Genomic DNA, 24,554 nt, shown 5'->3' with positions numbered 1-24,554 from the left:
TCCAGCGCCGCCTTCTGATTGATGAACTCGCTTCGCTCGCTCATGTGCCCACCTCGCTACGCTCGGCGGGGCCTTCGTCCAGCGCCGCCTTCTGACTGATGAACTCGCTTCGCTCGCTCATGCCTGGTCCTCCTTCTTGTCGAAGTCGAGGGGTGCGGTGTCGAGCGCGCGCGGGGCGTCGCCGGGGGCGTCGTCCTCGGCGGCGGGGCGACGGAGCAGGGCGACGGAACCGGAGACCGTGGTGATCTTCAGTTTGCCGGTGCCCCGGCCAAGGGTGCCGCTGATCTGCTTGGCCCCCCAGGCCCCGCCGACGTGCAGCTCCTCGAAGGCGCTCGAGACGTCCCCGCTGGTGGTGTTGGCGTGGACCTCGGCGTCGGTGGGTGCGGGGATGCGCACGGCGACCTCGCCGGAGACGTTGTTGAGGCTCACGTCGGTGTCGTTGTCGTGGGCGAGGTCCACGGTCATCGCGCCGCTGACGGAGTTGGCCTTGAGCTTGCCGCTGGTGCCCTCGAACACGGTGAGCTCGCCGGACACCGTGTTGACCTTGAGGTCGCCGGAGACCGACTGCGCCCGCACGCTACCGGAGACGGTGTTGGCGTCAACCGGGCCGGCCAGCCGCACCAAGGTGGTCGAGCCGCTGGCGCTGTGCACGGTCACCGGCGCTGTGACGCCGGAGATGACGGTGTCCGAGGAGGCGGACCCGAGCTCGATCCGGGTGCGCGCGGGAACCGCGAGGGAGACCACGGCACGTCGCTTGCTGCGCCACTGGCCGACGAAGTGGGAGAGCGACTTCCAGGAGAAGTCCTTCCAGCTCAGGTCGTCGTAGGAGACGGTGAGCTCGCCCCGGTCGAGGGTGACCTGCAGCGGTGGGCCCTCGATCTCGGTCACTTCCAGCCGGGCCGGGCCCTCGGCGGCGACGACATTGACGGCACCCGCGACGGTGCGTACCCGCAGCCGGGTGACCTCGGTGTCGAAGGTGAGCTTCTCTGGTGCGCTGACGGTCCACTGCTCGGACATGCCGGACTCCCCGATAGGTTGACGAGGACGCGCTATGTATCGCGTCCTCTGCTATTCACGTTATATCGTGTCGCTGGGAAGTCAAGCGGTCGCGACCCTGCTGTTCCTGGACCCTGCCGTTCCTCGGCCTGCCGTTCCGGAAGCCGCTACTCCTCGTCCTCGACGTCGTCCAGGCGGGCGAGCCAGGTCGCCAGGCGCTCGACCGGCACCTCGAACTCGGGGTTGAGGTCGACGAACTCCTGCAGCCGGTCGGCCAGCCAGTCGAAGCTGACCTCCTCCTCGCCGCGCCGGCTCTGCAGCTCCTCGATGCCTCGGTCGGTGAAGTACACGAGTGGATCTCCTGATCGGGGGTGTGGGGAGGGCCCGGCCCCCCTCCACGAGGGAGGGGTGCCGGGCCCGGGTGGATCTCAGACCGTCAGATCGAGTAGACGTCCTCGATCAGCTGCGCCTGCTCCGCCGCGTGCCGCTTGGCCGAGCCGACCGCCGGGGCGGAGGAGGACGGGCGGGCGACGCGGCGCAGCCTGGAGCTGTTGGCGTTGCGGCCGACGACCACGTCCAGGTGGTCCACCAGGTTGAGCGCGATGAACGGCCACGCGCCCTGGTTGGCCGGCTCTTCCTGGGCCCAGACGTACTGGACGTCCCCGCCGTAGCGCTGCAGCTCCTCCTGGAGCTCGGCGATCGGCAGCGGGTAGAGGCGCTCGACGCGGACGATCGCGGTGTCGGTGATGCCGCGCTCGGTCCTGGCCGCCTCCAGGTCGTAGTAGAACTTGCCCGCCGTGATGACGACCTTGCGGACGTTCGCCGGGTCGACCGTGGAGTCGCCGATCACCGGGCGGAAACCGCCGGTGGTGAACTCATCCGCCTTGGACGCCGCGCTCTTCAGACGCAGCATCGACTTCGGGGTGAAGACGATCAGCGGCTTGTGGTGCGGGTTGTGGACCTGCCACCGGAGCAGGTGGAAGTAGTTCGACGGCAGGGTCGGCTGAGCGACGGTCATGTTCTTGTCCGCGCACAGCTGCAGGAAGCGCTCGATGCGGGCGGACGAGTGGTCCGGGCCCTGGCCCTCGTAGCCGTGCGGCAGCAGCAGGGTGACCCCTGAGGTCTGGCCCCACTTGGCCTCGGCGGAGGTGATGAACTCGTCGACGATGGTGGCGGCGCCGTTGACGAAGTCGCCGAACTGGGCCTCCCAGGCGACCAGGGCGTTCGGGCGCGCCAGCGAGTAGCCGTACTCGAAGCCCATCGCCGCGTACTCACTGAGCAGCGAGTCGTAGATGGTGTAGCGGGCCTGGTCCTCGGTCAGGTACAGCAGCGGGGTGTAGTCCTCGCCGGTGACCCGGTCCACCAGCACAGCGTGGCGCTGGCCGAAGGTGCCGCGGCGGCTGTCCTGGCCGGCCAGCCGGACCGGGTGACCCTCCATCAGCAGCGAGCCGATGGCGAGGGTCTCGCCCATGGCCCAGTCGATGGTGCCGTCCTCGATCATCGCGGCACGGCGCTGCAGCTGCGGGAGCAGTCGCGGGTGGACCGTCAGCCAGTCCGGCAGCGCGACCTGGGACTCGGCGATGCGCTTGACCATCTCCTGGGAGATGGCGGTCTGCAGGGAGACCGGGAAGTCCGCCTGCGGGCGCTCGCTGGTCGTCGGGGCGGGTGTCGAGTTGGCCTCGCGGACCTCGGCGAACACCTTCTCCAGCTGGTCCTGGTAGTCCTTGAGCGCCTGCTCGGCCTCCTCGACGGTGATGTCTCCGCGACCGATCAGGCCCTCGGTGTAGAGCTTGCGCACCGAGCGCTTCTTGTCGATCAGGTCGTACATCAGCGGCTGGGTGAACGAGGGGTTGTCGGCCTCGTTGTGACCGCGGCGGCGGTAGCAGATGAGGTCGATGACCACGTCCTTGCTGAACGCCTGGCGGAACTCGAAGGCGAGCCGCGCGACGCGGACCACGGCCTCCGGGTCGTCGCCGTTCACGTGGAAGATCGGGGCCTCGATCATGCGGGCCACGTCCGTGCAGTACATGGACGACCGCGAGGCGGCCGGGGCGGCGGTGAAACCGACCTGGTTGTTGATCACCACGTGCACGGTGCCGCCGGTGCGGTAGCCGCGCAGCTGCGACATGTTCAGGGTCTCCGCGACGACGCCCTGGCCGGCGAAGGCCGCGTCACCGTGGATCTGCACGGCGAGGACGTCGAACGAGTCGCCAGCTTTGTCGAGGATGTCCTGCTTGGCGCGGACGATGCCCTCGACGACCGGGTCGACCGCCTCCAGGTGCGAGGGGTTGGCGGCCAGCGACACCTTGATGGTCTCGCCGTCGATGCCGGTGAAGGTGCCCTCGGAGCCCAGGTGGTACTTGACGTCGCCGGAGCCGTGCATCGACTTCGGGTCCAGGTTGCCCTGGAACTCCCGGAAGATCTGCGCGTAGGACTTGCCGACGATGTTGGCCAGGACGTTCAGCCGGCCGCGGTGGGCCATGCCGATCACGGCCTCCTGCAGCTTCGCCTCGGCGGCGGAGTCCAGAACGGCGTCGAGCAGCGGGATGACGGACTCGCCGCCCTCCAGCGAGAAGCGCTTCTGGCCGACGTACTTGGTCTGCAGGAACGTCTCGAACGCCTCGGCGGCATTGAGGCGGCGCAGGATCCGCAGCTGCTCCTCGCGCTCGGGCTTGTCGTTGCCGCGCTCGAGCCGGGCCTGGATCCAGCGGCGCTGCTTGGGGTCCTGGATGTGCATGTACTCGACGCCGATGGTGCGGCAGTACGAGTCGCGCAGCACGCCCAGGATGTCACGCAGCTTCATCATGGTCCGGCCGGCGAAGCCGCCGACCGCGAACTCGCGCTCCAGGTCCCACAGGGTCAGGTCGTGGCCCTGGACGTCCAGGTCGGGGTGCTTGCGCTGCTTGTACTCCAGCGGGTCGGTGTCGGCCATGAGGTGGCCGCGGACCCGGTACGAGTGGATCAGCTCCAGAACGCGGGCGGTCTTGTTGACCTCGTTGTCGTGGCTGATGTCCACGTCGGTGGCCCAGCGGACCGGCTCGTAGGGGATCCGCAGCGACTGGAAGATCTGGTCGTAGAAGTCGCCCTGGCCCAGCAGCATCTGGTGCATGGTCCGGAGGAACTCGCCGGACTGCGCGCCCTGGATCACTCGGTGGTCGTAGGTCGAGGTCAGCGTCATGACCTTGGACACGCCCAGGCGGGACAGGGTCTCCTGGGACGATCCCTGGAACTCGGCCGGGTACTCCATCGAGCCGACGCCGAGGATCGTGCCCTGACCGGGCATCAGCCGCGGCACGGAGTGGACCGTGCCGATGCCGCCCGGGTTGGTCAGCGAGCAGGTGACGCCGGAGAAGTCGTCGACCGTCAGCTTGTTGGTACGGGCGCGGCGGACGATGTCCTCGTAGGCTTGCCAGAAGCCGAAGAAGTCGAGGGTCTCCGCCTTCTTGATGGCGGCGACGACGAGTTGCCGCTCGCCGTTGGGCTTGGTGAGGTCGATCGCCAGGCCGAGGTTGATGTGGTCGGGCTTGACCAGGAAGGGCTTGCCGTCCTTCTCCGCGAAGCTCTGGTTCATCGCCGGCATGGCCTTGATCGCCTGCACCATGGCGTAGCCGATGATGTGGGTGAAGGAGACCTTGCCGCCACGGGCGCGCTTGAGGTGGTTGTTGATCACGATGCGGTTGTCGATCAGCAGCTTCGCCGGGACGGCGCGCACGCTGGTCGCGGTAGGCACCGAGAGTGAGGCGTCCATGTTCGCGACGATCCGGGCGGAGGGGCCCTTGAGGGCGATCAGCTCGGGACCGGTGGGGGCGACGGGGGACGTCACGTTCTTGCTGTCCTTAAGGGCGTCGGCCGGTTCGGCCGGGGTGGAGTGCGCGGGCCGGCCGGGCGCGGGCGGAGCTGCGGGCTTCGGCGGCACGACGGCGGGGGGTGCGACGGCGGGCGGCACGACGGCGGGGGGTGCGGCAGCCACGGGGGCTGCGGCGGGTGCGGGCGTCGGCGGGACTGCTTCGACGGTCGCGGGGGACGCTGCCGGGGTCGAGGGGGCCGCGGCGGTCTGCGGTGCCGCCGTCACCTCGGCTCCGGCGGGGGCACCCGCTGCGGCGCTCTTGCCGGCGCCGGCTTTGTAGTCTGCGAAGAAATCCCACCAGGCGCGGTCTACTGAGTTCGGGTCCTGGAGGTACTGCTGGTAGATCTCGTCGACCAGCCACTCGTTGGGGCCGAACCCTGCTGTCGGGTCGGCGCCGGGACCGGTGTGCACCGGGTCCTGTTCTGTGGCGGTCGAGCTGTTCGAGGTATGGGGGGACTGTGGCGACACGGCGGCAACCGCCCTCTTCCGCTTCCTTAAGGATGGTGGACAGCGGATGCCAAGGCTACGCCCCCGATGCCTGTCTGCGCAGGTCCCGCCCCCCGGTCGTCGCCCAGATCACAGTGCGGGCGCTGAGTTTGGCCGGAAAGGCACGTTAGGGATCGGTCGTTATGGGGGATAACGAGTAGCTGTTCGCCTGAGGCAAGTGTGACAAAAGCAGACAAGATAGCCAATGTTGCGATCCTGGGCGGAGCACTACGGGCAATTGTCCCAAGTCTGTCCCAGTCGGACACGATCCGGACGGGCCCCGGCGCGCACGTGCTTCGGACGGAGCTCGGACGGAGCTCAGACGGAGCTTCTGGGCCCGCTCCTGGTGGAGCTCCGCGGAGCGCGCGGGCCGGGGAGGGTGATCCGGATCAGGCAGCCCAGCGGGGAGTCGGCGACCGCGATCGTGCCGCCGTGCAGGTCCACCGCCCAGCGGGCGATGGCCAGGCCGAGGCCGGTGCCGCCGTCGCTGCCGGGACCCTGCGCGGTCGGGCCGCTGCCCCGGCTGAAGCGCTCGAACACGCGGTGGCGGTCCTCGGGGCGGATGCCGGGCCCCTGGTCGGCGACCTCGAGCAGCAGTCCCCGCCCGGCGTCCGCGCGCGCCCGCACGGTCACCGTGCCGTCCTTGGGACTGTGCCGGCAGGAGTTGTCGACCAGGTTGGCCACCACCTGGTGCAGCCGTTCCTGGTCGGCGACGGCGGTCAGGCCGGGGGAGACGTCCAGGGCCAGCGCGACGTCATGGCGTCGCCGACTCGCGCCGCCGGAGGTCGATCCGTCGACGGTCAGCCCGCGCAGCACTCCGGCCAGGAAGGGCTCCACGCCGAACTCCCGGGCGTCCAGGAAGGCGACCCCGTCCGCGATCTTGGACAGGTCGAGCAGGTGGGCGACCAGCCGGCCCAGGCGTTCGGTCTGCTCCAGAGCGGCGGTCATGGTGGCCGGTTCCGGGCGGACGACCCCGTCGACCACGTTCTCCAGGACGGCCCGCAACGCGGCGATGGGCGTGCGCAGCTCGTGCGAGACGTTGGCGACCAGCTCGCGGCGCTGCCGGTCGGCCGCCTCCAGGTCGCCCGCCATGGTGTTGAAGGCGGTGGCGAGCTCGCCCACCTCGTCCCGCGAGGTGGCCCGCACCTGGCGGCTGTAGTCGCCCGCAGCCATGGCGCGGGCGGCGGCGGTCATCTCCCGCAGCGGCGCGGTCATTCCATGCGCCAGCAGCTGGGTGATCAGCAGCGAGGCGACGACCGAGAAGATCATGACGATGCGGATCTGGGTGTCCGAATTCAGCGCCATCACTACCATCAGGGTGGAGATGCCCACCGAGGTGATCACCAGGACGGCCAGTTTGGCCTTGATCGACCGCAGCGGGTCCAGCGGGCGCAGGTCCGCCCAGACCCGGCCGGCCGCGCGGCGCAGCGGGCCCGGACTGCGCGGGAGCTCGTCGGTCCGGTCCAGTGGTGGCAGGCCCCTGCTGTTCCCCGGATCCTGGGTCACGGTGTCGGAGCCTCCAGGGCATAGCCGACGCCGTGCACGGTGCGGATCCAGTTCGCGCCGATCTTCCGGCGGAGCGCCTTCACATGGCTGTCGACGGTGCGGGTGCCGGAGGCGTCGGTCCAGTCCCAGACCTCGGCGAGCAGCTGCTCACGGGTGAGCACCGCGCGCGGCTGCTGGGCGAGACAGGCCAGCAGGTCGAACTCGGTCGGGGTGAGGTGCACGTCTCCGCCGCCGACCCGGACCCGGCGCTGGACGTGGTCGATCTCGAGTTCGCCGAGCCGCAGCGTGCCGCCGACCGGGGTGCGCGCGGCGAGCTGGGCGCGCTCGACCCGGCGCAGCAGCACATTGACCCGGGCCGCGAGCTCGCGCATGGAGAAGGGCTTGGTCATGTAGTCGTCGGCGCCGACGCCGAGGCCGACCAGCAGATCCGTCTCGTCGTCACGCGCCGTGAGCATCAGTACCGGGACCGGGCGGTGCGCCTGGATCCGGCGGCAGACCTCCAGACCGTCGAATCCGGGCAGCATCACGTCCAGCACGACCAGGTCGGGCTGCCAGGTCTGGAAGCAGTCCACGGCGGTCGGGCCGTCGTGGGACACCGCCACCCGGAAGCCCTCGGCGCCGAGGCGGGCGGCGATGGACTCGGCGATCGTCGGCTCGTCCTCCACGACCAGTACCCGCCGCTGCCCGCCGGGCCCGCTGGTCTCCTGTTGTTGTGCGTCCGTCACTGTCACGCCACCGCCCCCAGGGCTTTCGGGCCTGGGGCGACGGTCGCCGCACCAGCCCGCTCTGTCATGTCCGACTGTCTTGTCCGACGTCTTTCTTTCTTCACGCTGCCCGCCCCGACGAGCCCTGCGGCCCGTCACATCGGCGTCGCCGACCACCAGTCGCAGCGTACGTACTGGCGGTGTTCCCGGGGAGTCTGTCGTCCATAAACCAGCTCGGGGGGTGGCGCATGGGCGTAGACCTTACCGGCTGCCCATGACGGGTGGGATGTCAGGTACACCGTATTCGGGAAACTGCACTCCACTTTTTTCTGACGCTCCGTGAGGTCGGGCGGTGACGCGCTGCTCGCGATCCGATCGCTCAGAGCGAACAGGCCCGGGGAACACCAGGGGGGTCAATCTCCTTTAGTCCAGGTAACTCAACTTCCATGACTGGAGATAGATCATGGCTTCGACTTCCGCCTCATCGTCCGCCTCGCTGACCCTGCCGGTGCTGCCGCTCGACGACGAGGCTGTGCTGCCGGGCATGGTCGTTCCGCTGGACCTGTCCGACGCCGATGTGCGTGCGGCCGTCGAGGCCGCACAGGCGGCGGTGCGCGACAGCGGGGCGCACGCCCCCGGCATCCGTACCGTGGCCGGCGCCCGAAAGCCACGGGTCCTGCTGGTGCCCAGGATCGACGGCTCCTACGGTGCGATCGGCACCGTGGCCACGATCGAGCAGGTCGGCCGTCTCGCCGACGGCGACCCCGCGGCGCTGGTGCGCGGCGTGCGACGGGTCCGGATCGGCGCGGGCACCACCGGCCCCGGCGCGGCCCTCTGGGTCGAGGCCGTTCCGGTGGAGCAGCCGGCCCTGCCGGACCCGCTGCCGGGCGCCGTGACCGAGCTCGTCCGCGACTACAAGGCACTGACCACCACCTGGCTGCAGAAGCGCGGCGCCTGGCAGGTCGTCGACCGGGTCGCGCAGATCGAGGACGTCTCCGACCTGGCCGACAACGTCGGCTACGCGCCCTTCCTGACCGGCGAGCAGAAGGTCCAGGTGCTGGAGGAGCTGGACCCGGTCGCCCGGCTCAAGCTCTCGCTGCAGCTGCTGCGCGACCACCTCGCCGAAGAGGACGTAGCGGAGACCATCCGCAAGGACGTCCAGGAGGGCATGGAGAAGCAGCAGAAGGAGTTCCTGCTGCGCCGCCAGCTCGACGCGGTGAAGAAGGAGCTCGCCGACCTCAACGGCGACCCCGACTCCGAGGAGGAGGACTACCGCGCCCGGGTCGAGGCCGCCGACCTGCCCGAAAAGGTGCGCGACGCCGCGCTCAAGGAGGTTGACAAGCTGGAGCGGTCCTCCGACGCCTCCCCCGAGGGCAGCTGGATCCGCACCTGGCTGGACACCGTCCTGGAACTGCCCTGGAACGAGCGCTCCGAGGACGCCTACGACATCGCTGGAGCGCGGGCCGTGCTGGACGCCGACCACTTCGGGCTCGACGACGTCAAGGACCGGATCGTGGAGTACCTGGCCGTGCGCAAGCGGCGGTCCGACCGCGGCCTCGGCCTGGTCGGCGGCCGTCGCGGCGGAGCCGTGCTCGCCCTGGTCGGCCCGCCCGGCGTCGGCAAGACCTCGCTCGGCGAGTCCGTGGCCCGTGCCATGGGGCGCTCGTTCGTCCGGGTGGCGCTCGGCGGAGTCCGCGACGAGGCGGAGATCCGCGGTCACCGGCGCACCTACGTCGGCGCGCTCCCGGGGCGCATCGTCCGCGCCATCAAGGAGGCCGGGTCGATGAACCCGGTGGTGCTGCTCGACGAGATCGACAAGGTCGGCTCCGACTACCGGGGCGACCCGGCCGCCGCCCTGCTGGAGGTGCTCGACCCAGCCCAGAACCACACCTTCCGGGACCACTACCTGGAGGTCGAGCTCGACCTCTCCGACGTGGTCTTCCTGGCCACCGCCAACGTGCTGGAGGCCATCCCGGAGGCGCTGCTGGACCGGATGGAGCTGGTCCGCCTCGACGGCTACACCGAGGACGAGAAGGTCGTCATCGCCCGCGACCACCTGCTGCCCCGGCAGCTGGAGCGGGCCGGGCTCGGCGTCGACGAGGTGACGGTGGACGAGGCGGCCCTGCGCAGCCTGGCCGGCGAGTACACCCGCGAGGCGGGCGTGCGCAGTCTGGAGCGCGCCGTCGCCCGGATCCTGCGCAAGGTCGCGGCTCAGCAGGAGCTGGGCGAGACCGAGCTGCCCCGCACGGTCTCCGCAGGTGACCTGCGCGGCCTGATCGGACGACCGCACCACACCCCCGAGGCCGCACAGGAGCCCGGCGAGCGCCGTACCGCGGTGCCCGGCGTGGCGACCGGGCTGGCGGTCACCGGCGCCGGCGGCGACGTCCTCTACATCGAGGCTTCGCTGGCCGACCCGGAGACCGGCTCGACCGGACTGGCCCTGACCGGCCAGCTGGGCGATGTGATGAAGGAGTCCGCGCAGATCGCGCTGTCCTTCCTGCGCTCGCACGGCGCGGAACTGGAACTGCCGGTCACCGACCTTCGGGACCGCGGCGTCCACCTGCACGTTCCCGCAGGCGCGGTGCCCAAGGACGGCCCCAGCGCGGGCGTCACCATGACGACCGCCCTGGCCTCGCTGCTCTCCGGCCGCAAGGTCCGGCCCGAGGTCGCCATGACCGGTGAGGTGTCCCTGACCGGACGGGTGCTGCCGATCGGCGGCGTCAAGCAGAAGCTGCTCGCGGCGGACCGGGCCGGGATCACCACGGTGCTCATCCCCTCCCGCAACGAGGCCGACCTGGACGACGTCCCGGCCGAGGTGCTGGCGCGGCTGACCGTGCACCCCGTCTCCGATGTCCGGCAGGTGCTGGAGCTGGCGCTCGAATCGGCCATCTCGCTGACCAAGGCGGACCTGTCCAGCCCGGCGGGGGAGGCCTCGCTCGCCGCCTGACAGCAGTCGCCGTGGAACCGTCGCACAGAGGGGGCCGTCCCTGTTCGGGACGAGACCTGCGAGAATGCGACGGTTCTGACGGCGACTGGGTTGGGTGGTTTCGGGCGATGGGCGCACGACGAGGAGCGGGGGCCAGGTCCACCAGGGGCTCCGTGTCCGGTGGGGCCCCCGGTTCTGCCGGGGGCACCGGGTCCAACCGGGATTCCGGGCGACGGCGCAACCTGGAGCTGGTGCTGCTGCTCTTCGCGATCGCCGCCTGCGGCCTGGGCGACGCCGACGCCGAGTTCGCCCTGCACGGCTCGCTGCCGGGCGGCTTCGCACTCCAGGTCGGCAGCATGGCCGCGCTCGCGCTGGTGGCGCACCTGGTCGTACGGCGCTGGGCGGCCTACGCGGACCCGCTGATCCTGCCGATCACGGTGCTCCTCAGCGGGGTCGGACTGCTGATGATCCATCGGCTGGACTACTCCTACACGCGGATCTACGGGAAGAACGCCGTCGTCTTCGGGCCCGGCCAGATCCAGTGGCTGGTCATCGGAACTGCCGCCTTCATCGGCTGCGTGATAGCGATCAAGCACCACCGGGTGCTGCAGCGCTACACCTACGTACTGATGGCAGGCGCGCTGGTGCTGCTCATGGCCCCGGCCTTCTTCACCGGCGACGTCAACGGAGCCAAGCGGTGGATCCGGCTCGGCGGCCTCTCCGTCGAACCCGACGAGTTCACCAAGATCGCCATCATTGTCTTCTTCGCCAGCTACCTCATGGCCAACCGGGATGCGCTCGCCCTGGTGGGGCGGAAGGTGTGGGGCGTCAGCCTGCCCAGGGGGCGCAACCTCGGACCGATCATCGCGATCTGGGCGGTCAGCATGATGGTGCTGATCTTCGAGGTGGACCTCGGTACCTCGCTGATCGTTTTCGGCATCTTCATCGTGATGCTCTACATGGCCACCGAGCGCACCGGGTGGGTCGTCGTCGGCACGCTGATGGCGGCGGGCGGCGCCTTCGTCGTCGGGTCACTGTCGCCGCACGTCGGCGGCCGCGTCGCAGCCTGGCTGCACCCCATGGACATCTTCCTGCCGGCGAACCAGCGCCCGCCGGGTGTCATCTCCGACCAGCCGGCGCAGGCGCTCTTCGCGCTCGGCCACGGCGGCTTCCTCGGCACCGGGCTCGGGCAGGGCCAGCCGTGGCTGATCGGGTCCGCGGGCCGCAGTGACTGGATTCTCGCCACGTTCGGCGAGGAGCTCGGCACCGCCGGGATCATGGTGCTGCTGCTGCTCTACATCGTGCTCGCCGAGCGCAGCATGCGCGCCGCGATCCGGCTCTCCGACCCCTTCGGCAAGCTGCTGGCGGGCGGCCTCGGTGCGGCGCTGATCCTGCAGGTGTTCGTCGTCGCCGGCGGCGTGGTCGGACTCATCCCCGAGACCGGCAAGGCGCTGCCGTTCCTGGCCCAGGGCGGTTCGTCGATGGTGGCCAACTGGCTGATGGTCGCTCTGATGATCAAGCTCAGCGACGCGGCGGGACGAGCGGACCTGGAGCCCGCCCCGGACCCGGCGGAGACGCTGACGATCTCGGCGGAGGAGATCGCGCAGGCGCGGGCGGAGATGGAGCTGTAGCGAGGAGGGGGCTCGGCCGCCCGCGGCCCTGCCACCTGCGGTCAGCGGAAGATGCCGGTGTGGCCGAGTGAGTAGCGGCCGGGTTGGGGGTAGACGCACAGGCCGTGGGGTCCTTCGCCGACCGGGATGCGGGCGATGAGGTGGCCGTCGGCTGTGGAGATCGCGTAGACCTCGGCGTTGTAGCGGCCGGACAGCCACAGCACGGTGCCGTCTGCGGAGACGCCGCCCATGTCGGGGCTGCCGCCGCCGGGGATCTGCCATTTGTGGACCAGGGCGCCGGTGGTGAAGTCCAGGACGGAGATCGAGCCCTCGCCGCGGTTGGAGATGTACAGGTTTTTGGAGTCGCGGCTGACGTAGAGTCCGTGCGCGCCGGCACCGGTTCTGAGCAGTGTCGGGGTGGAGAAGGCGTCGCCGTTCAGTTCCCAGACGCCGTTCGCCATCATGTCGGCGACGTACCAGATCTTGCCGTCGGGGGAGATCTTGACGTCCTGTGGCATGGAGCCGTTGAAGGGGAGTCGCTGTTTGGCGATGACCTCCATCTTGGCGGTGTCGACCTTGAGCAGGTCTCCGGAGAACTCGCAGGAGACGATGAAGTACTTGCCGTCGGGTGAGAAGTCGGCGTGGTTCACTCCGGCGCACTGGGACGGTACGGACTTGACGACCTGCATGGTGTGGGCGTCGCGGAACACCAGGGCCCGGTCGTTGGAGGCCATCACCACCGCGTACTTGCCGTCCGGGGTGAAGTAGAGGTTGTAGGGGTCGTGGACGTCGACCGGTTGTCCCTGTTTGCCGGTGGCCGGGTCGATGGGGGTGAGGCTGTTGCCGAGGTCGTTGTTGACCCACAGCGTCTTCAGGTCCCAGGAGGGGACGACGTGTTGGGGTTGGTGGCCGACCTGGAGCGTCTGGACGACTTGGTAGGTGGCCGGGTCGATGACGCTGACCGTGTCGGAGAGCGTGTTGGGGACGTAGATCCGGGTGGGGAAGTTGCGGACCACGGGGGAGAGCGCGCCGGGGCGGTCGGCGGCGTAGACGTCCGTGGGTGACAGCGGCGGCGGCATACCGGGCAGGTAGGCGTCCGCGCTCGCGGGCCAGGCGCTCGGGGGCCAGGCGGTCGTGGAGCCGGCCGAGGCGCCGGCGCCCGGCGCGGAGCCCTTCGCGAGCGCCCGGTTCTGGTCGCCGCCGGTGGTGGAGCAGGCCGAGGCGATCAGCAGGGCGCAGGCGGACAGCGCGGCGGCCGCGGACAGCGGCAGCAGCCGACGGCGGGAGAGAAGCGGCGGCGGGGAGGTCGAGGGTGGCATCAGCTGAGCAGCTCCGAGGTTGTGACCGCGCGGAGACCGCGCTGGTGCAGGCCGTCGAGGATCGCGGGCAGCGCGGTGACCGTTCCGGTGTGCCCGAAGTGCAGACTGACCACGGATCCCGGCTGCACGGCGGCGAGTACGGTACGGCTCACGGCGGGCGCGCCGGGGTCGGTGTAGTCGAGCGAGTCCAGGTCGTAGCCGAGGCAGTGCCCGTAGCCCGCGCGCCGGGCCTGCGCGGCGACGGTGGGCGTGCAGTCCTGCGCCTGGGAGGGCCGGAACCAGCGGCCGACCGATCCGGTGAGCTGTTTGAGCCGGTCGGCGCAACGGGCGATCTCGGCGTAGGCCTGGTCCGCGCTCAAGGTGGAGATGGCGAGGTGGTTCTGGGTGTGGTTGCCGAGCTCGTGCCCGCCGTCCAGGACGCGCCGGGCCATCGCGGGCTGTGCGTCCAGCCAGCTGCCGACCGCCATCACGGTGACCCGGGCCCCGGCCCGTTCGGCCTCGGCGAGCAGGGCGGAGGCGATCTTCGGGTCGCCCTGGCCGTGGAAGGTGAGGGCGACCAGCGGTCTGCTCCGCGGGCCGGTGCTGATCTCGAAGGGGAGCCCGGCGGCGAGCGGGGGAGCCGCGTCGGCGTTCGCCGGCGCGGATGCGGCACCGGCCGCGCCGGTGGCCGCGCCGGCTGTCGCGGACGCGGTGGGGGCGTGCGGCGCGGTTGCGGGCGCTGCGCTGTCCGAGCAGGCGGAGGCCAGCGAGCCGGCAGCTCCGATGGCCGCCATGCGCAGCAGTCCGCGACGGTCGAAGGGGGTCACTGCATGAACTCTAGGGTCGCCTGCCTGCTCCCGCGCGGCGAACGCATCCGCCCGGAACGTACAGTCCGGAACGTACAGTGGCGGACGGTCGGTGGGAGCTGGATCGGCGAAAGGCGGAGCGGTGCAGCTGGGGCGTGCGGAACTGTCGTACGGGGTGCCGGGACTGAGGGTCGCCCTGGGCGACGACGGCATCGCGGTGCTGACGCTCGACCGCGCCGAGAAGCGCAACGCGCTGACCCGCGAGATGTGGGCGGCGCTGCCGGGGCTGCTGCGGCGGCTCGCGACGGAGCCGGGTCTGCGGGTGCTGCTGGTCACCGGCGCGGGCGGGACCTTCAGCGCGGGCGCGGACATCGCGGAACTGCAGGGCGTGTACGCGGATCCGGACTCGGCGGACGCCTACCACGCCGTCAACGTGGTCGCCGAGGAGGCGCTCGCGGCCTTTCCGCACCCGACGATCGCGGTGGTGCGGGGTGCCTGCGTGGGCGGCGGCTGCCAGCTCGCCGTGGCCTGCGACCTGCGCTTCGCCGCGCCCGACGCACGGCTGGGGATCACCCCCGCGAAGCTCGGCATCGTCTATCCGGCGGTGCCGACGGTGCGGTTGGCACGGCTGCTGGGCCCGGCGCGGGCGAAGTACCTGCTGTACTCGGGCGAGCTGGTGACGGCGGATCAGGCGCTGGGGTACGGGCTGGTGGAGGTGGTGGCCGCGGACGTGGAAACCCGGGCACTGGAGTACGCCCGCACCCTGGCCTCCCGCTCCGCGCAGACCCAGGGCGCGGTGAAGGCGGTGGTCACGGCGGAGACCGAGGGCGGCGACCCGCAGGCGGCGGTGGCGTCGTGGGAACGGGCGTCCCGTACGGCGCCGGACGTGGCGGAGGGGCTGGCGGCGTTCCTGGAGCGCCGCACGCCGCAGTTCTGACGCTCCGCCATTCGGGGCCTGCGTCCGGCTCGGCCGGCCCGGGCCTGCGCCCGGAGTGATCAAACGGGCGTGCGCACCTCGAAGATCGCGAGGTGCGCACGCCCGTTTGCGTCGGATGTCGGTGTGCCGGATGCCGGTGTGTCAGATGCCGAGCAGGTGGTCCAGGGCCAGCTGGTCCAGCTGTTCGAAGGCCATGCCGCGCTCGGCCGCCGCGTCCGCGTCGAACTGCTCGAAGGCGGTGGGGTCGGCGAGGAGGTCGGCGAGGCTCTCGCCGGCGGCGAGGGTGGGCTGCGCCAGCTCGTCCAGCCGGGAGGCGCGCAGGGCCTGCTGGACCGCCGGGTCGGCCCGGAAGGCCGCCGCCTTCGCCTTGAGGGCCAGGTAGTTGCGCATGTTCCCGGCGGCGGAGGCCCAGACGCCGTCCATGTCCTCGGTACGCGGGGGCTTGAAGTCGAAGTGCCGCGGGCCGGAGTAGTCGGACGACTCGAGCAGGTCGACCAGCCAGAACGCCTGGCGCAGGTCGCCCGCGCCGAAGCGCAGGTCCTGGTCGTACTTGATGCCCGACTGGCCGTTGAGGTCGATGTGGAACAGCTTGCCGTGCCACAGGGCCTGGGCGATGCCGTGCGGGAAGTTGAGGCCCGCCATCTGCTCGTGGCCGACCTCCGGGTTGAGCCCGACCCGGTCCGCGTGCTCCAGGGAGTTGATGAACGCGAGCGCGTGGCCGATGGTGGGCAGCAGGATGTCGCCGCGCGGCTCGTTGGGCTTGGGCTCGATGGCGAAGCGAATGTCGTACCCCTGCGATACAACGTAGTCACCGAGGAGGTCGAATGCCTCCTTGAGGCGGTCGAGTGCGGTCCGGACGTCCTTGGCGGCGCCGGACTCGGAGCCCTCACGCCCGCCCCAGGCGACATAGGTGGTGGCGCCTAGCTCGGCGGCGAGGTCGATGTTGCGGACGGTCTTGCGCAGCGCGTAGCGGCGGACGTCCCGGTCGTTGGCGGTGAAGGCGCCGTCCTTGAAGACCGGGTGGGTGAAGAGGTTGGTCGTCGCCATCGGCACCTTCATGCCGGTGGCGTCCAGGGCCTGGCGGAAGCGCTTGATGTGGCTCTCGCGGTCGCCGGCGGAGGAGCCGAACGGGATCAGGTCGTCGTCGTGGAAGGTCACGCCGTGGGCGCCGAGCTCGGCCAGGCGGTGCACGGACTCGACTGGGTCGAGGGCCGGGCGGGTGGCGTCGCCGAAGGGGTCGCGGCCCTGCCAGCCGACGGTCCAGAGGCCGAAGGTGAAGCGGTCGGCGGGGGTGGGGGTGAGGTCGGTCATCAGAGCGGCTCCAGGGCGGGAGAAATCTGCAGGGCTATTCGTCATGGCACTAAACAAATTAGTATCAGGAAGCCGGGAGGGGAAGACCCCGGCCACACGAAGGAGGAATCCGTGCAGGTCGTCATCGGGATCGACAGCTCCACACAGTCGACCAAGGCGCTCGCCGTGGACGCGGACACGGGCGCCGTGCTGGGCGAGGGCCGCGCCGCGCACACCGTCAGCGGAGGCGCGGGGCGGGAGAGCGATCCCCGCGAGTGGTGGCGGGCGCTCGGCGAGGCCGCGGCGCTGACCGGGTACGCCGGGCAGGCGGCGGCCGTGTCCGTCGGCGGGCAGCAGCACGGCCTGGTGACCCTCGACTCGGCGGGTGAGTCGATCCGCCCCGCGCTGTTGTGGAACGACGTCCGTTCGGCCCCGCAGGCGGCGGCCCTGGTCGCCGCCCGGGGCCGGGAGACCTGGGCGCGGCGGGCCGGGAGCGTCCCCGGGGCTTCGTTCACCGCGCCCAAGTGGGCCTGGCTTCGCGAGAACGAGCCGGAGGCCGCGGCGCGGACCGCCGCCGTGCGGCTGCCGCACGACTACCTGACGGAGCGGCTGACCGGGGTGGCCGCGACGGATCGCGGAGACGCCTCCGGGACGGGCTGGTGGACGCCCGAGGGCTACGACCTGGAGCTGCTGCACGGACTGGGACTGGACACCGCGATGCTGCCGGTGGTCGTGGAACCGGGGAAGGCGGTCGGAGAGGTCCTGCCCGGCACGGTGTTTCGAGCTGGGGCGCTGGTCGCCTCCGGGACGGGCGACAACATGGCGGCGGCGCTGGGACTGGGGCTCGTGCCCGGCATACCGGTGCTCAGCCTGGGGACCTCGGGCACCGTCTACGCCGTGACCCGCGGGCGCCCCGCCGACGCCAGCGGCACCGTCTGCGGATTCGCCGACGCCCTGGACCAGTGGCTGCCGCTCGCCTGCACGCTCAACTGCACCCAGGCCGTGGACCGGGTGGCCACCCTGCTGGGCCGGGACCGGGAGGCGGTGGAGCCAGGCGGCAGCGCGGTGGTGCTGCCGTACTTCGACGGCGAGCGCACGCCCGACCTGCCCTACGCCTCCGGCCTGCTGCACGGGCTGCGGCACGACACGACACCCGGCCAACTGCTCCAGGCCGCCTACGACGGGGCGGCGTACTCGCTGCTCGCGGCGTTGGAGCAGGTGCTCCAGGCGGGTGGGGAGAGCCTGGCGGCGGACGCCGAACTGCTGCTGATCGGCGGTGGTGCGCAGGGGGCGGCATGGCAGAACACCATGCGGCGGCTGTCCGGGCGGCCGGTGCGGATGCCGGCGGCACGGGAACTGGTCGCACTCGGGGCGGCGGCCCAGGCGGCCGCCCTGCTCACGGGTGAGCGTGCGGACGAGATCGCCCGGCGCTGGGGCGGCGCCCAGGGCCCGCTGCTGGAGCCTCTGGTGAGGGACGACGACACGCTGGTTCGAATCGCAGATACCCTGCAGCGATCCGAGAAGCTGTTCGAGTCCTGAGACACCGCCCAGCCACACCGCCCTGAGACCACGGGGGTCCCATGCCGAGTCCGAGTGAAGAGCGTCGCCCCGCGTCCCAGCAGGGCATGCGCCGCCAGAACCTGTCGGTGGTGCTCGGCACCGTGGCCGAGTACGGGCCGTTGTCGCGGGCGGACGTCGCGGCCCGTACCGGGCTGACCCGGGCAGCGGTGTCCAGCCTGGTGGTGGCGCTGCACAGGTCGGCGCTGGTGGTCGAGCTGGGCCCGGCCCCGAGCGGCCGGGTCGGGCGGCCCGGCAACGCCCTGGTCCTCAGCACCCAGGGCCCGGCCGGGCTCGGTCTCGAGGTCGGCGTGGAGCACCTGGCCGCGTGCGTGGTCGACCTCACCGGGCAGATACGGGCTCAGGCGCGCGTCGCCGCCGCCAACCGGGGGCGACCCGCCGCCGAGGCTCTGGCCGAGCTCGCCGTGCTCGCGGACGGGGTGGTCCAGCAGGCGGTAGCGCTGGGGCTGCGTCCGGCCGGGGCCGTGCTCGCCGTACCCGGGCTGGTCGACTCGGCGTCAGGAGTGGTCGTGCGCGCCGCCAACCTGGGCTGGCGCGACCTGCGGCTGCCCGAGAGCCTGCTCGGCCTGAGGCTGGAGGCGGAGAACGAAGCGAATCTCGGCGCGCTGGCCGAGCTGTGGAAGGGCGGCCCCGGGGATTTCGTGCACGTCTCGGCGGAGGCCGGAATCGGCGCGGCCCTGGTGGTCGGCGGGCGGCTGTTCCGGGGTGCGCGCGGCTTCGCCGGAGAGCTGGGGCATGTACCGGTGCATCCGGAAGGCCCCGTCTGCGCCTGCGGCGCGCGCGGCTGCCTCGAACAGTACGCGGGGGAGGAGGCGGTACTCGCCGCGGCGGGGCTCCCCGACGCGTCGGGGGACTGGGTCGCCCTGCTCGCCAAGCGCGCGGTCGAAGGGGCGGCCCCGGTGCGGGAGGCGCTGGACCAGGCGGGCTCCGCCCTGGGCACGGCGCTCGCCGGCGCCGTCAATCTGGTCGATCCGGAGGCGGTGGTGCTCGGCGGCGCCTATGCCGAACTGGGCGAGTGGTTGCTGCCGAGCATGCGCAGGGAGCTCGCGGCCCGGGTCACCGTACGCCCGTGGGACACGGACGCGCTCTCGGTGTCGACCCTCGGGCGGGGCGGGCCGCTGCTGGGTGCGGCACTGGTGACGGTCCGTCGGATCCTGGACGACCCCAGCACGGTGGGGGCCTGAGCCCACCGCGTGGGCGGGTACGGCGTCGTGTGACCGTCTTCACGCGTCCTTGCTGCCAGGAACGTGCGGGTTCGGGGGCGAGCTCGGAGACGCCGTGACCGGGCGGGCGGCGCTGGTGGCATGGGCCCGGGCTGTGGTGCGCGTGATGGTGTCCGTGGCGGTCACCAGGATCACCGCGCTAGGCGGCAGGTCCGGGGTGACGGAGCTCGCTGCGGCGGGCTGTGCGGGGTGGGGCGGCGGCGTGGGCCGATTAAGTTGTCTGTAGCAACCACCTATATTATGGTTGGCTTATTCAACGAAGTGCCGCGTCTGCGTATCGGCGCGTCCGGCAGGAAGGGGCGAAGCGATGGCCGCACAGACAGCGGAGGCAGCCCGGACGGAGAGCCCAGCGGGAGCGATGAGCCACCGCGAGATCATGGAGGCTCTGTCGGGGCTGATCCTCGGGCTGTTCGTGGCCATGCTGTCCTCCACGATCGTCACCAACGCGCTGCCGCGGATCCTCAACGACCTGCACGGCGGAGAGTCCGCGTACACCTGGATCATCGCCGGGTCGCTGCTCTCGGTCACCGCGACCACCCCGCTCTGGGGCAAGCTCGCCGACCTGGTCAGTAAGAAACTGCTGGTCCAGATATCCCTGGTGATCTACATCGGGGCATCCGCGCTGGCCGGTCTCTCTCAGAACACCGGCGAGCTGATCGCATGCCGGGTGGTGCAGGGCATCGGCGTCGGCGGGGTGGCCGCGCTGGCGCAGGTCTGCATGGCGGCGATGATCTCCCCCCGCCAGCGCGGGCGTTACAGCGGCTACCTCGGCATGGCCTTCGCCCTCGCCACGGTCAGCGGTCCGCTGATCGGCGGCGCGATCGTCGACACCTCCTGGCTCGGCTGGCGCTGGTGCTTCTACGTCTGCGTCCCCTTCGCCCTGGTGGCGATCGTCATTCTGCAGAAGACGCTGCACCTCCCCTCGGTGAAGCGGGACGTCAAGGTCGACTACCTCGGCGCGACGGTGATCGCGGCGAGCGTCACCCTGCTGCTGGTGTGGGTGACCCTGGCCGGACACAGCTACGGCTGGCTGTCCTGGCAGACTGCGGCGATGCTCGGCGGCAGCCTGGTGCTCGGGCTGCTCGCGATCCGGGTGGAGAGCCGGGCGGCGGAGCCGGTGATCCCGCTGGGCCTGTTCCGGCACCGCACGGTGACGCTCGCGATGATCGCCTCGGTGATGGTCGGGGTCGGGATGTATGGCGCGACGACTTTCCTCAGCCAGTACTTCCAGCTGGCCCGGGACAAGTCCCCGACGATGTCCGGCATCTACACCATGCCGATGGTGCTGGGCCTGGCCCTGGCCTCGACCGTCGCCGGGAAGCTGATCACCAGGACCGGCAAGTGGAGGATCTACCTGATCCTCGGCGGCGCCGCCCTCGCGGTGGGCTTCGCGTCCCTCGGTGTGCTCCGGGCCGACACCCCGTACTGGCTGATCGCGATCGGCATGACCATCGCCGGCATCGGCATCGGGACGGTCATGCAGAACCTGGTGCTCGCCGTCCAGAACACGGTCCCCGTCGCGGAGTTGGGGGCGGCCAGCTCGCTGGTCACCTTCTTCCGCACGATGGGCGGCGCGATCGGCGTGTCCGCGTTGGGGGCGCTGCTCGGCAGCCGGGTCAGCCACTACGCCACCCAGGGGCTGGCCGCAGCGCACGTACCCGCGGCTGCGGCGAGCGGGTTGAGCGGGTCCTCGATCCCGGACCTCTCGCTGGTTCCGGCACCGATCCGGCCGCTGGTGGAGAGCGCGTTCGCGCACGGCATCGCCGAGGTGTTCCTGGTCTGCGCTCCGTTCGGTCTGGCGGCGATGGTTGCCGTTTGGCTGATCAAGGAGGTGCCGCTGCACGACCGGTCGGGGGCGCAGCGCTCGGCCGCCCCGTCACCCTCCTCCGCTTCCACGTCCCCCGCCGCGGCGGCCCGGTCCGCCGTCTAGGAGGGTGCTGCCGACGCACGAAGGCCGCCCCGGCGAGAATCCGGGGCGGCCTTCGTGCGCCTGCGGGTCAGCAGCCTGCAGGGTCAGCAACCTGCAGAGTTAGCAAATAGGTGTCAGGCGCCGGCGATGAGGTACAGCCCGTAGCCGACCGCTGCGGCGCAGGCGCCGAAGCAGACCACCGCGACCGCGGTGGAGACGGCGGCGCCGCCACGGCCGGCGGCGGTGCCGCCGGCGAGGGCGGTCTCGCGGCGCGAGAGCGACGAGATGCCGAAGCTGAACGCCGCGACCACGCCGAGCGTGATGAGCAGGCTGACGCCGAAGGTGCTGCCGAGCGCGGCCCAGTTGATCTTCATGGTGGGAACTCCTGGTCGTGCGGGTTCAGGCCGCGGCGGTGGCGGCGGAGGCCGGGGCGGGCTCCAGCGGGGCGGAGAGGACGTCGACGGTGGGCTCGGCCACGACGTTGGTCGCGTCGATCGGGCGGCGGCGGGAGATCAGGTAGATCCAGCCGGACACCCCGATGCCGATGAGGGCCAGCGCGCCGACGCCCCAACTGCCCTGGTCCGCGAGCATGGTGCCGATGCCGCCCAGCGCGGCGGCGGCGGGGAGGGTGAGGCCCCAGGCGTAGGTCATCCGCCGCGCGGTGGACCAGTTGACCTGCCCGGTCGGGCCGCCCTTGCCCGCGCCCATGATGCCGCCGGAGCAGACATGGGTCGTGGACAGGCCGAAGCCCATGTGGGACGAGGTCAGGATGACGGCCGCCGAGGCGGTCTGGGCGGCGAGCCCCTGCGGGGCGGCGATCTCGGTGATGCCGCGGCCCAGCGTCCTGATGATGCGCCAGCCGCCCAGGTAAGTACCCGCTGCGATGGCCACGCCGGAGCTGAGGATCACCCAGGTGGGAGGGTTGGATCCGGGAGCCAGCACGCCGGAGGTGACCAGGGTGAGGGTGATGATGCCCATCGTCTTCTGGGCGTCGTTGGTGCCGTGTGCGAGCGAGACCAGCGAGGCGGAGGCGATCTGGCCGGCCGTGAAGCCCTTGGCGTTGACCTTCTCGTCGCCCTTGCGGGTGATCCGGTAGGCCAGCCTGGTCGCTCCCCACGCGGCGACACCGGCCACGATCGGCGAGGCGACCGCCGGAATCAGGATCTTGGTGACCACGATGTTGAAGTGCACTCCGTGCATCCCGACCGCGACCAGGGTCGCGCCGATCAGCCCGCCGTACAGGGCGTGTGAGGAGCTCGAGGGGATGCCGCGGAGCCAGGTGACCAGGTTCCAGAGGATCGCCCCGATCAGCGCCGCGAAGATCACCTGGGGCTTGATGCCCGCCTTCTCGTCGATGATCCCACCGGAGATCGTCTTGGCGACCGCCACCGACAGGAAGGCTCCTGCCAGGTTGAGCACTCCCGAGATCGCGACGGCGACCTTGGGGCGTAGCGCGCCTGTGGCGATGGAGGTGGCCATCGCGTTGGCGGTGTCATGGAAGCCGTTGGTGAAGTCGAAGGCGAGGGCCGTGATGATCACGACGGTCACCAGGAACGTGATGTGTTCCATTACCAAACAATCGTCTCAGCGGAATCGTCGTGGCTGACCGTAGGGACACTGGGTGAACGGAAAGTGAACTGACGGCCTATCTGAAGTGGCCCAGACGTGCGAAGCCGGACGAATCGGCGCTCATTGCCCTGTGGCGACTGGGTTCCGGACCGGCGGCGCTGTTCAGCAGGGCTTCCAAAGAGAGCTGTGTCACATTCATCCGGGCCTGCTTGGCTGAGAGCGCCGTGAGAATCCGCCGGGCCCCCTGCCGCTCGCAGGGAGCGCATGGAAGGATCTCCGAGGCAGGGCACGGGGTAGCGAGGGGGATTGTCGGTGCGGGGCACAGTGGCACGCGGGGTTCTGGTGGACGGACACCTGGGGACGGCGACGCGGCCGTGGTTGCGCGGGGTGTTGCGTTGCGGACTGCTGCTTGCGGCGGCGTCGCTGGCGGTACTCCCGACCGCGGGCCTGGCCGCCGCGGCGGGCAGCTCCGGCGGCTCCGGGACCGGCACGGCGGGAACGGTGCAGTCGCTCACCCAGGCCGAGGCGACCCTGCAGCCGATCCTGAACCAGCTTCACGCGACCTACCAGCAGGCCGAGGCGGCGACGCAGAAGTACGACGCGCTCGCCGAGCAACTCGTCCAGGCCCAGACCGACGACGCCGAACTGCAGGTCCTGGTCGACAACGCGCAGTCCAGCGTCGACGCGGGCACGGTGCTCGCCGGGCAGCTCGCCGCCGCCCAGTACCGCAACGGCAACCTGTCGCAGCTGGGCGAACTCCTCTTCGCCGACGACCCGCAGAAGGCGCTGCACGCCAGCGAACTGCTGTCCATGGTCGGGAAGTCGCAGGCGCTCTTCCTGGAGCAGCTCAAGTCCGACCGGGTGAACCTGGTGGCGGCGAAGAGCGCTGCCGCCGTCGCCAGGCAGCACGCCGGCGCGCTGGTAGCCGCCCAGGCCGTCCAGCGCGACGCCATCAACAAGCAGCTGGCGTCCGTCAGGCAGCTGGTCTCCTCGCTCACCGGGGTTCAGCAGCAGCAGCTGTCGCTGCTGGAGCAGAAGGACGCCAACGCCGCCCAGCTCGCGCTCCTCGCCTCCGGCATTCTCGGCAAGGACGGACTCAAGCCCTCGGCGGCGGGCGCGGCGGCGGTCGCGTACGCCTTCCAGCAGCTCGGCGCGGCCTATGTGTGGGGTGGCGTGGGGCCGTACGCGCAGGGCTTCGACTGCTCCGGCCTGACCTCGCAGGCCTGGCAGCACGCCGGGCAGCTGATCCCGCGAACCAGCGAGGAGCAGTGGGCTCAGCTGACGCATGTTCCGCTCAACGCGCTGCGCCCCGGCGACCTGATCGTCTACTTCTCCGGGGCCAGCCATGTGGCGATCTACATCGGCGGCGGCCTGGTGATCGAGGCGCCGCACACCGGTGCGTTCGTGTATGTCGCGCCGATGGCCACGGATCCGATCCTCGGCGCGGTGCGGCCGGACCCGAGCAGCCCGTCGCTGGGCTCCTACCAGCCGCCCGCGATCCCCGTCGGCGCCCAGGGACCGCAGCCGATCGGTCCCGGTCCTGCCCCGTCTCCCACGCCGACGCCCAAGCCGACGCCGACACCGACGCCCAAGCCGACCCCGAAGCCGACGCCGACCCCCACACCGAAGCCGACGCCCACGCCCGGCGGCAGCCCGACCCCCACGCCGACGCCGACTCCCTCCGGCGGGCCGAGTGCGACGCCGAGTGTCACGCCGTCCGCGGCGGCGAGCACGGCAGTCACCGCATCCGGCTCGGCCACCGCGTCCGGCTCCGCCATCGCGTCCGGCTCGGCCACCGCGGTGCCGAGCGCGGGCACGCACTGAGCCCGGGCACGCACTGAGCCCGGGTCGGCGCTGACTCGGGGCGCC

17 protein-coding genes are annotated in these 24,554 nt (G+C 71.2%); 7 read left to right on the top strand and 10 right to left on the bottom strand.

What is annotated here, in order from left to right:
- Positions 1 to 117: 117 nt before the first annotated feature.
- From ABIA33_RS28995 to ABIA33_RS28975, 5 genes are all read right to left on the bottom strand, one after another.
- Positions 118 to 1,017 (bottom strand): DUF4097 domain-containing protein, encoded by a 900-nt coding sequence (locus ABIA33_RS28995; RefSeq protein ID WP_370085615.1) that lies wholly within the window; start codon positions 1,015 to 1,017, stop codon positions 118 to 120.
- Positions 1,018 to 1,163: 146 nt separating this feature from the next.
- Positions 1,164 to 1,346 carry a DUF6104 family protein gene (locus ABIA33_RS28990; RefSeq protein ID WP_370085614.1) on the bottom strand — a complete coding sequence of 61 codons (183 nt, stop codon included), beginning with the start codon at positions 1,344 to 1,346 and terminating at the stop codon, positions 1,164 to 1,166.
- A gap of 86 nt (positions 1,347 to 1,432) precedes the next feature.
- A complete protein-coding gene (locus tag ABIA33_RS28985; protein WP_370085613.1) occupies positions 1,433 to 5,311 on the bottom strand; it encodes a multifunctional oxoglutarate decarboxylase/oxoglutarate dehydrogenase thiamine pyrophosphate-binding subunit/dihydrolipoyllysine-residue succinyltransferase subunit in 3,879 nt (1,292 codons plus the stop codon).
- Positions 5,312 to 5,647: 336 nt separating this feature from the next.
- Complete coding sequence (locus ABIA33_RS28980; protein WP_370085622.1) at positions 5,648 to 6,796, bottom strand: sensor histidine kinase; 1,149 nt, start codon at positions 6,794 to 6,796, stop codon at positions 5,648 to 5,650.
- Positions 6,797 to 6,831: 35 nt separating this feature from the next.
- Positions 6,832 to 7,566, bottom strand: coding sequence for a response regulator transcription factor (locus ABIA33_RS28975; protein ID WP_370085612.1), 735 nt, complete (start codon positions 7,564 to 7,566; stop codon positions 6,832 to 6,834).
- Positions 7,567 to 8,002: 436 nt separating this feature from the next.
- On the opposite strand from ABIA33_RS28975, the gene lon reads away from it, so the two are divergent.
- Positions 8,003 to 10,486, top strand: a complete 2,484-nt coding sequence (gene lon, locus ABIA33_RS28970) for an endopeptidase La (RefSeq protein WP_370085611.1) — start codon at positions 8,003 to 8,005, stop codon at positions 10,484 to 10,486.
- A gap of 152 nt (positions 10,487 to 10,638) precedes the next feature.
- A complete protein-coding gene (locus ABIA33_RS28965) occupies positions 10,639 to 12,096 on the top strand; it encodes an FtsW/RodA/SpoVE family cell cycle protein (RefSeq protein ID WP_370085610.1) in 1,458 nt (485 codons plus the stop codon).
- 41 nt (positions 12,097 to 12,137) lie between these two features.
- Here ABIA33_RS28965 and ABIA33_RS28960 read toward each other — a convergent pair whose 3' ends face one another.
- Positions 12,138 to 13,394, bottom strand: a complete 1,257-nt coding sequence (locus tag ABIA33_RS28960) for a YncE family protein (protein ID WP_370085609.1) — start codon at positions 13,392 to 13,394, stop codon at positions 12,138 to 12,140.
- Positions 13,394 to 14,200: a polysaccharide deacetylase family protein gene (locus ABIA33_RS28955; protein ID WP_370085608.1), complete on the bottom strand. Its 807-nt coding sequence runs from the start codon at positions 14,198 to 14,200 to the stop codon at positions 13,394 to 13,396. Before ABIA33_RS28955 ends, ABIA33_RS28960 begins: the two co-directional genes overlap by 1 nt.
- Positions 14,201 to 14,321: 121 nt before the next feature.
- On the opposite strand from ABIA33_RS28955, the gene ABIA33_RS28950 reads away from it, so the two are divergent.
- Positions 14,322 to 15,116: an enoyl-CoA hydratase/isomerase family protein gene (locus tag ABIA33_RS28950; protein ID WP_370085607.1), complete on the top strand. Its 795-nt coding sequence runs from the start codon at positions 14,322 to 14,324 to the stop codon at positions 15,114 to 15,116.
- A 141-nt stretch (positions 15,117 to 15,257) separates the two neighbouring features.
- Here the strand turns inward: ABIA33_RS28950 and xylA are convergent, their stop codons facing one another.
- On the bottom strand, positions 15,258 to 16,427 hold the full coding sequence (xylA, locus tag ABIA33_RS28945; protein ID WP_370085606.1) for a xylose isomerase: 1,170 nt from the start codon (positions 16,425 to 16,427) through the stop codon (positions 15,258 to 15,260).
- 111 nt (positions 16,428 to 16,538) lie between these two features.
- On the opposite strand from xylA, the gene xylB reads away from it, so the two are divergent.
- From xylB to ABIA33_RS28930, 3 genes are all read left to right on the top strand, one after another.
- Positions 16,539 to 17,945 (top strand): xylulokinase, encoded by a 1,407-nt coding sequence (xylB, locus tag ABIA33_RS28940; protein WP_370085605.1) that lies wholly within the window; start codon positions 16,539 to 16,541, stop codon positions 17,943 to 17,945.
- Positions 17,946 to 17,986: 41 nt separating this feature from the next.
- Positions 17,987 to 19,168: an ROK family protein gene (locus ABIA33_RS28935; RefSeq protein ID WP_370085604.1), complete on the top strand. Its 1,182-nt coding sequence runs from the start codon at positions 17,987 to 17,989 to the stop codon at positions 19,166 to 19,168.
- 346 nt (positions 19,169 to 19,514) lie between these two features.
- The gene (locus ABIA33_RS28930; RefSeq protein WP_370085603.1) at positions 19,515 to 21,137 is read left to right on the top strand and encodes an MFS transporter; all 1,623 of its coding nucleotides are present in this window, start codon (positions 19,515 to 19,517) and stop codon (positions 21,135 to 21,137) included.
- 113 nt (positions 21,138 to 21,250) lie between these two features.
- On the opposite strand, the gene ABIA33_RS28925 is transcribed toward ABIA33_RS28930, so the two are convergent.
- Both ABIA33_RS28925 and ABIA33_RS28920 read right to left on the bottom strand, forming a co-directional pair.
- On the bottom strand, positions 21,251 to 21,490 hold the full coding sequence (locus ABIA33_RS28925) for a hypothetical protein (protein WP_370085602.1): 240 nt from the start codon (positions 21,488 to 21,490) through the stop codon (positions 21,251 to 21,253).
- 25 nt (positions 21,491 to 21,515) lie between these two features.
- Positions 21,516 to 22,685, bottom strand: coding sequence for an anion permease (locus ABIA33_RS28920; protein WP_370085601.1), 1,170 nt, complete (start codon positions 22,683 to 22,685; stop codon positions 21,516 to 21,518).
- Positions 22,686 to 22,997: 312 nt separating this feature from the next.
- Between ABIA33_RS28920 and ABIA33_RS28915 the strand changes: the two genes are divergently transcribed.
- On the top strand, positions 22,998 to 24,509 hold the full coding sequence (locus tag ABIA33_RS28915) for an NlpC/P60 family protein (RefSeq protein ID WP_370085600.1): 1,512 nt from the start codon (positions 22,998 to 23,000) through the stop codon (positions 24,507 to 24,509).
- Positions 24,510 to 24,554: the final 45 nt, after the last annotated feature.

Origin of the sequence: Streptacidiphilus sp. MAP12-16 (assembly GCF_041262165.1) — a bacterium.
Lineage (GTDB): Bacteria > Actinomycetota > Actinomycetes > Streptomycetales > Streptomycetaceae > Streptacidiphilus.
This window is presented reverse-complemented; position numbering and strand designations above follow the sequence as displayed.

Excerpts from the sequence above, each read along its gene's own strand:
- ABIA33_RS28960 (WP_370085609.1), bottom strand. The coding sequence starts at position 13,394 with ATGCCACCCTCGACCTCCCCGCCGCCGCTTCTCTCCCGCCGTCGGCTG.
- ABIA33_RS28930 (WP_370085603.1), top strand. The coding sequence starts at position 19,515 with ATGGCCGCACAGACAGCGGAGGCAGCCCGGACGGAGAGCCCAGCGGGA.
- ABIA33_RS28925 (WP_370085602.1), bottom strand. The coding sequence starts at position 21,490 with ATGAAGATCAACTGGGCCGCGCTCGGCAGCACCTTCGGCGTCAGCCTG.
- lon (WP_370085611.1), top strand. The coding sequence starts at position 8,003 with ATGGCTTCGACTTCCGCCTCATCGTCCGCCTCGCTGACCCTGCCGGTG.
- ABIA33_RS28935 (WP_370085604.1), top strand. The coding sequence starts at position 17,987 with ATGCCGAGTCCGAGTGAAGAGCGTCGCCCCGCGTCCCAGCAGGGCATG.
- ABIA33_RS28920 (WP_370085601.1), bottom strand. The coding sequence starts at position 22,685 with ATGGAACACATCACGTTCCTGGTGACCGTCGTGATCATCACGGCCCTC.
- ABIA33_RS28995 (WP_370085615.1), bottom strand. The coding sequence starts at position 1,017 with ATGTCCGAGCAGTGGACCGTCAGCGCACCAGAGAAGCTCACCTTCGAC.
- xylA (WP_370085606.1), bottom strand. The coding sequence starts at position 16,427 with ATGACCGACCTCACCCCCACCCCCGCCGACCGCTTCACCTTCGGCCTC.